This is a genomic window from Lentiprolixibacter sp., assembly GCF_982873095.1.
In genome coordinates this window covers 23678-29718 of the sequence record NZ_CEYNTP010000006.1, presented here as the reverse complement: position 1 = coordinate 29718, position 6041 = coordinate 23678, and the positions used below count along the sequence as shown (strand labels likewise).

The following is a 6041-nucleotide window of genomic DNA, read 5'->3' as shown; positions in this document are numbered from 1 at the left end:
CCAACCAGGCGGTACTGGAAATGCTGGAAGCCATCCATGCCGATGGGGGGGATACCGAAAAATACATGGCCAAGGCAAAGGATAAAGATGATCCTTTCCGCTTAATGGGCTTTGGCCACCGTGTCTACAAGAATTTTGACCCCAGGGCCAGGATTATCAAAAAAGCTGCTGATGAGGTGCTTGATGATCTGGGGATCACCGATCCTATCCTGGATATCGCCAAGGGCCTTGAGAAAGTAGCGCTAGAGGATCCTTATTTCGTAGAAAGGAAATTATACCCCAATGTGGATTTCTATTCAGGGATCATTTACAGAGCACTGGGTATCCCGGTTGAGATGTTTACTGTGATGTTCGCCATGGGACGCCTGCCCGGATGGATTGCCCAATGGCGGGAAATGCGTTTGAACAAGGAGCCTATAGGACGTCCAAGACAGTTGTATATAGGAGCGAACAACAGAAAATTTGTGCCTTTACGCAAAAGGTAGTACCAATACCACGCCTAATCCTGTATGCTCAACCTCAATGTCTATGATGAGACCTCGCCCCTGAAGGCGGTCTTGCTCGGTACGGCCAGGAGCAATGGCCCGGTCCCTAAACCCGAAGACGCTTACGATCCAAAATCGTTAGAACATATCCTTGCCGGAACCTATCCCAAGGAGGAAGACATGATCCAGGAAATGGAGGGTTTTGCTGCCGTATTCCAGAAATATGGGGTACAGTTGTTCCGACCGGAAATAATACCTGATTGCAACCAAATTTTCTCACGGGATATTGCATTTGTCATTGAGGATAAACTCATAAAGGCCAATATTCTGCCGCATCGGGAAGAAGAGTTTGAAGCCATCCTGCATGTATTGGAATATATCGATCCTGAGAACATTTTATACCCGCCCGAGGAAGTGCATATTGAAGGGGGAGATGTTATGCCCTGGCGTGACCATATTTTTATCGGTACTTACACCGGGCATGATTATCCTGATTATATCACTGCACGCACCAATGAAGAAGGGGTGGAGTATATCCGGAGCATGTTTCCCCATAAACAGGTAAAGTCCTTTGAATTGCGCAAAAGTATCATCAACCCAAAAGAAAATGCGCTGCACCTTGACTGTTGTTTTCAGCCGGTAGGAAAAGACCAGGCCATTATTTGTAAGGAGGGCTTTCTGGTAGAGGAGGAATACCAGTGGCTGGTAGATTACTTTGGCAAGGATAAGCTGTTTGAAATTACCGTGGATGAGATGTATCAGATGTTCCCCAATGTATTCTCTATTTCTCCCGAAGTAGTGGTATCTGAACGCAACTTCACAAGACTTAACAACTGGCTGCGGGATCAGGGGTTTACTGTTGAGGAAATAGCGTATTCTCAGATCTCCAAACAGGGAGGCCTCTTACGCTGCAGCACCATGCCCCTGGTTAGGGGCTGATGCCGCTTACCTCACAATTTGCCAAACTAGCATACACTTTTTTAGTTCTCAAGTCCTTTGGATACCCTGGAAACAGGGGCAGTGACTATACATTTCTACCGTATGAAAACTTCCTGCAGAACAAGCTTGTCCTCCCGCTTATTTCGGGTGTTAAATAGGGGGGAAATACGTACATTTATGGGCAATTTTTCAGGACGCAAATGAAGCAAATCACCAATACCATTTTAATGATCCGGCCGGTAAATTTTCGGATGAACGAACAAACTGCCGTGAACAACTACTTTATGGAGGACATGTCCCTCAAAAATGCAGAAATAAACCGGCGTGCACAGGAAGAATTCGACCAGTTTGTTGAGGTGTTACGGGACCATGGGGTATCTGTGATCGTAGTTGATGACCGGGAGGAGACGGACACCCCGGATGCCGTATTTCCGAACAATTGGATATCCTTTCATGAAAACGGTACGGTGGTAATATACCCCATGTTCGCCGAGAACCGCAGACGGGAGCGCCGGTTAGACCTGCTCGACTTGCTTGAAGAAAAGGGCTTCAGGATCGACAATGTTCTGGATTATACTTCTGCCGAGGAAGACGGACTTTTTCTGGAAGGCACGGGCAGTATTTTAAAAGACCGGGTAAACCAAAAAGCCTATTGTGCGCTATCAGAGCGGGCACATGAAGAACTGCTTATTGAGTTTTGTGAGGATTTCGAATGTACCCCCATTATTTTTACTGCCTATCAAAGCGTAGATGGGGAACGATTACCGATTTACCATACCAATGTCATGATGTGCATGGGGGAAAGGTTTACTGTGATCTGCCTGGACAGCATCGATGATAAAGCTGAGAAGAAAAACGTCTTGCAGCACCTGAAGCAGGACGGAAAAGAGATTGTTCCTATAACAGAAGCCCAAATGCACCAGTTTGCAGGGAACATGCTGCAGGTCCTTGGAAAAAATGATGAACGGCTGTTGGTGATGAGCAGTTCCGCCTATAAAAGTTTAACCTCTGAACAGATTAGTACCCTGGAGAAATACAGTACTCTGGTCCATAGTCCGCTGGACACCATTGAAACCTGTGGGGGCGGCAGTGCGCGTTGCATGATGGCTGAGGTATTCTTACCGCGTGTCTAACTGTTATTTTGCGGCAGCACTAAACGTGCGTATGGCCTCGTTGGGTTCCATGATATCATAGCCCTTCCAGAATTCTGGATCGTACTGCGAGAGATAGGTAGCCTTGACATTTTCATTTTCCAGAACCTTCTGAAAATCTTCTCTACTGATGGGCTGGCTTTCAAATACGACTACTTCGTACTTCTCCTGATTGAAATTGGAAATGTCCAGCTCCATGGAAAGCTCGTTCTGTTTGCGCCTTCCCTTTACGTATTTATTTTTCTCAATTACGCTAAGCGGCCTCCGAACCCCCATTTTGTTTCCGATAACCTTTTCTGCAAAGCGAAGGTCGTATTTGCCATTAGTGCCCTTGGAGAAAAGGGTGGTGCCCCTGTAGACCTGTTCTTCATAGCTAAGTCCCAGCAGTCTTATACGTCTTAGGGGCTTTACGTTTTCGTAATCAAGACGCATAATGGCAAAGTCGTCAATGTTTACGTACAGGGTGCCCCTGAAATCAGCAGACCGTTTGGGTGCAAACGAAATCACATATACCCCGGCGTCACCAATATTGGAAAACCCCTGCAGGGCAAAATCATAGCGTCTGGACTTTTCCAGGAAGTTTACCTTGGTGTCCTCATGGTAAAAAAGGTGGTCATAGACCTCCTGAAGTGTATTTTTCCGGTTTGCCAGAAAGTACGATTTCTCCTCTTCCTCGATTTCCCGCTTAACGTTCGCGGCCTCTTCTTCCGAATCAAAAACAGAGTCGAGCTGCATTTTGGTCCCGAATATCCCGGATTTGATCTTCAGATAGGAATTGGGTTTGACGTTTTCCTTAAAGATCTTCTCCAGTTTTTCTGAGAGTGCCTCCATGGACCCCTCGTTGTTTTTATCGTAGAGTTCAGCGGCTTTCTCAATGTTCAACCGGTTTTCTGAAGCATTACTATACCAGTTACAGAGACTTTCTGTATAATAAGCAGCACTTCTTGGCAGGATGGCCACCACACTATCCAGAAACTCCTCACTAAGCTCCGCAATGGTTGATTTTTTGAAGTCGATATTGAATTTGTCCAGGTCGTTGAGACTGCTCTGTCGAAAAAACAAACGTTGCTTAACGGGCTCTCGGTTGTAGTTCAAAGGCAAATTTTCTTTGACCAGGGCTATGATTTCGTCAACTTCAAGGTCCTGGTTGAAAAGGTACACCTCATTGAGAGCTATGGGTTTGGGACTGATGGCAATCAGGCTGTCCAGCGTGCGTGTATAGGGGATCGCCATATTTTCATAACCCATACAGGAAATATACAGGGAGTCCTGGTTTTCAGGGATTGCCTCCCGCCTGAGGCTAAAAACCCCTTCTTCATTGGTGATGATGCCTGAATTTTCACCGTAACGGATAGTGGCATAGGGGATCCCTTCACCTGTTTTTGCGTCTATTAACCGGGAAGTGAAAGATTGACAAAAACCAGAGGTTCCGACGAGGATAAAAAATAAAGCTAGAAGGTTATTTTTAGGAAACATGCGTTCTGGGTGTTTACTTCTATTCATAGACGAGGGAAAAAGCTAAAATGTAACTTCCTGGAATGAACTTTTTCAGGCCCTGGCAATATTTTTAATCATTCCGCTAAAAATAAAATAATGGAAAGGTAACACCGCGTACCAGTAAATCCGCCCTTTTAAACTGCGCGGACGGAAAGTAGCCACCTGGTGCAAATAATTTTGATCATCTATCCGGAATTCCAGCCAGGCCTCCCCTGGGAGGCGCATCTCCGCAAAAAGCAACAGCCTTTTCTTTTCCCTGTCCGCTAAAAGTACCCGCCAAAAGTCAAGGGAATCCCCAGGGTAAATTCGGTCCGGGTTGGTTCGGCCGCGCCGTAACCCAACCCCTCCACTGAATTTATCCAGCAAGCCCCGGAGTCTCCATAGCCAGTTACCGTAATACCAGCCGGTTTCACCCCCTATTTTCCAAATGTTGTCCAGGACCCGGTTTTCATCTTCGATCTTGATCTTCTTCTCATCGCGTAGCACCCCAAATTTGGGCACCTGTATAAATTTTTCAAGATCGCTGTTGAACCGGCCGCTGACCATGCTGTCCTTCCAGCTGCTGATCACAAGGTTTTGTTCTATTCTCTTGAATGCCATTTTAATGGCCTCTTCATAGGTATGGGTTTTTATACCCAGTAGTTGTTCAAGCCGGTTATCACGGGCTACTACTTCTATCTTCATACTGTCTACCAGGTTGAGGGCGAGTTTGTAGGTAGTGGAGGTCACAAAATACAGCCAATAGGAGGAAAGCTTCGGGGTCATTACGGGAACCGTTATGATCCAGTTCTTAAATCCCCTCACCCGGGCATATCCTTTAAGCATTTCCTTATAAGTGAGTACGTCTGGTCCGGCGATATCAAAGGACTGATTATAGGTGTCCCTACGTCCGATTACCCCGGTCAGGAAGCTCATTACATCCCTTATCGCAATGGGTTGGGTTTTTGTCAGGACCCATTTAGGGGTGATCATTACCGGGAGTTTTTCACAAAGGTCCCGGATGATCTCGAAGGACGAACTGCCCGACCCTACAATGATACCCGCACGCAATACAGTAAGGTTAAAATCCCCGCTCCCTAGGATGTCCTCTACGTTTTTACGGGATTTCAGGTGTTTGGACAGGGTGTCGTCGTTTACAATACCACTCAGGTAAATCACCTGTTCTACCATGGTGTCCCTGAGGTAGGCATTGAAATTTCTGGCCGTTTTCGCCTCCATTTCATCAAAATCCCGGGTAGAAGTACTCATGGAATGGATCAGGAAATAGGCTACTTCAATATCTTTTGGAAGAAGGTTGGGGTCCACATCCTTCAGAAAGTCAATTTCAATGACTTCGATTTGGGATCTGGTCTCTTCATCAATAGACAGGCGCTCGGCATTGCGGACGGTGCATACTACTTCATGCCCCATCTTCAGCAAAAGGGGCAAAAGACGCATCCCGATATATCCATTGGCACCTGTTATGAGAATCTTCATGGCCTACAGATCGTCAATTGTAGTGGGCGCATTGTCTGCTTTTTCATCCAGGATTTTTTTGAAAAACTGCTGAATGGCCTTGCTATTGCTCTTCACCTTGATGAAGTAATGGTCTTTGTAAATGGAATACACCTGGGCTTCCCCTTTGTACAGGCTTAATTTGTAGTACGGGATAATGAGCCCGTAGGTTTCCAATAAGGAGCGGAATCGCACGATGATCCCCTTTGGCCTGAGTTCGATGTTGCAGGTATCCAGGTTATTGTCGAGTTTTAAAAGGTTGCCGATTTCCACGCTGGTTTCGGTAATGAACAATTTGGGAGAGCCAATGCCACCCTTTTTCCATCGTTCTTTTAAGGTATAGGGCTTTCCTACCGCTTCTTCGATCTTTTTCTTTATTTCCCTGTTATTGTAGGAGACATTTACTAGCATACTGTGCTATTTAGGTCCGCTTAACTGTTCTCTGTCCTGTGTACCATGAATGGTGTAAGGATAC

The 6041-nt window shown here is 46.1% G+C and carries 6 protein-coding genes; 3 read left to right on the top strand and 3 right to left on the bottom strand.

What is annotated here, in order from left to right; genetic code table 11:
* From AC4E7D_RS01030 to ctlX, 3 genes are all read left to right on the top strand, one after another.
* The coding region (locus tag AC4E7D_RS01030; RefSeq protein WP_490171941.1) for a citrate/2-methylcitrate synthase at positions 1-485 on the top strand (485 nt) is incomplete at its 5' end.
* 24 nt (positions 486-509) lie between these two features.
* Complete coding sequence (locus AC4E7D_RS01025) at positions 510-1424, top strand: dimethylarginine dimethylaminohydrolase family protein (RefSeq protein ID WP_490171940.1); 915 nt, start codon at positions 510-512, stop codon at positions 1422-1424.
* Between the two features lie 200 nt (positions 1425-1624).
* Entirely contained in the window at positions 1625-2557 is a 933-nt protein-coding gene (gene ctlX, locus AC4E7D_RS01020) for a citrulline utilization hydrolase CtlX (protein WP_490171939.1), read from the top strand.
* Between the two features lie 3 nt (positions 2558-2560).
* On the opposite strand, the gene AC4E7D_RS01015 is transcribed toward ctlX, so the two are convergent.
* The 3 genes from AC4E7D_RS01015 to AC4E7D_RS01005 form a co-directional block, all read right to left on the bottom strand.
* Positions 2561-4051 carry a peptidase associated/transthyretin-like domain-containing protein gene (locus AC4E7D_RS01015; RefSeq protein WP_490171938.1) on the bottom strand — a complete coding sequence of 497 codons (1491 nt, stop codon included), beginning with the start codon at positions 4049-4051 and terminating at the stop codon, positions 2561-2563.
* Positions 4052-4123: 72 nt separating this feature from the next.
* Entirely contained in the window at positions 4124-5548 is a 1425-nt protein-coding gene (locus AC4E7D_RS01010) for an SDR family oxidoreductase (RefSeq protein WP_490171937.1), read from the bottom strand.
* A 3-nt stretch (positions 5549-5551) separates the two neighbouring features.
* Complete coding sequence (locus AC4E7D_RS01005; protein ID WP_490171936.1) at positions 5552-5977, bottom strand: hypothetical protein; 426 nt, start codon at positions 5975-5977, stop codon at positions 5552-5554.
* Between the last annotated feature and the right edge of the window lie 64 nt (positions 5978-6041).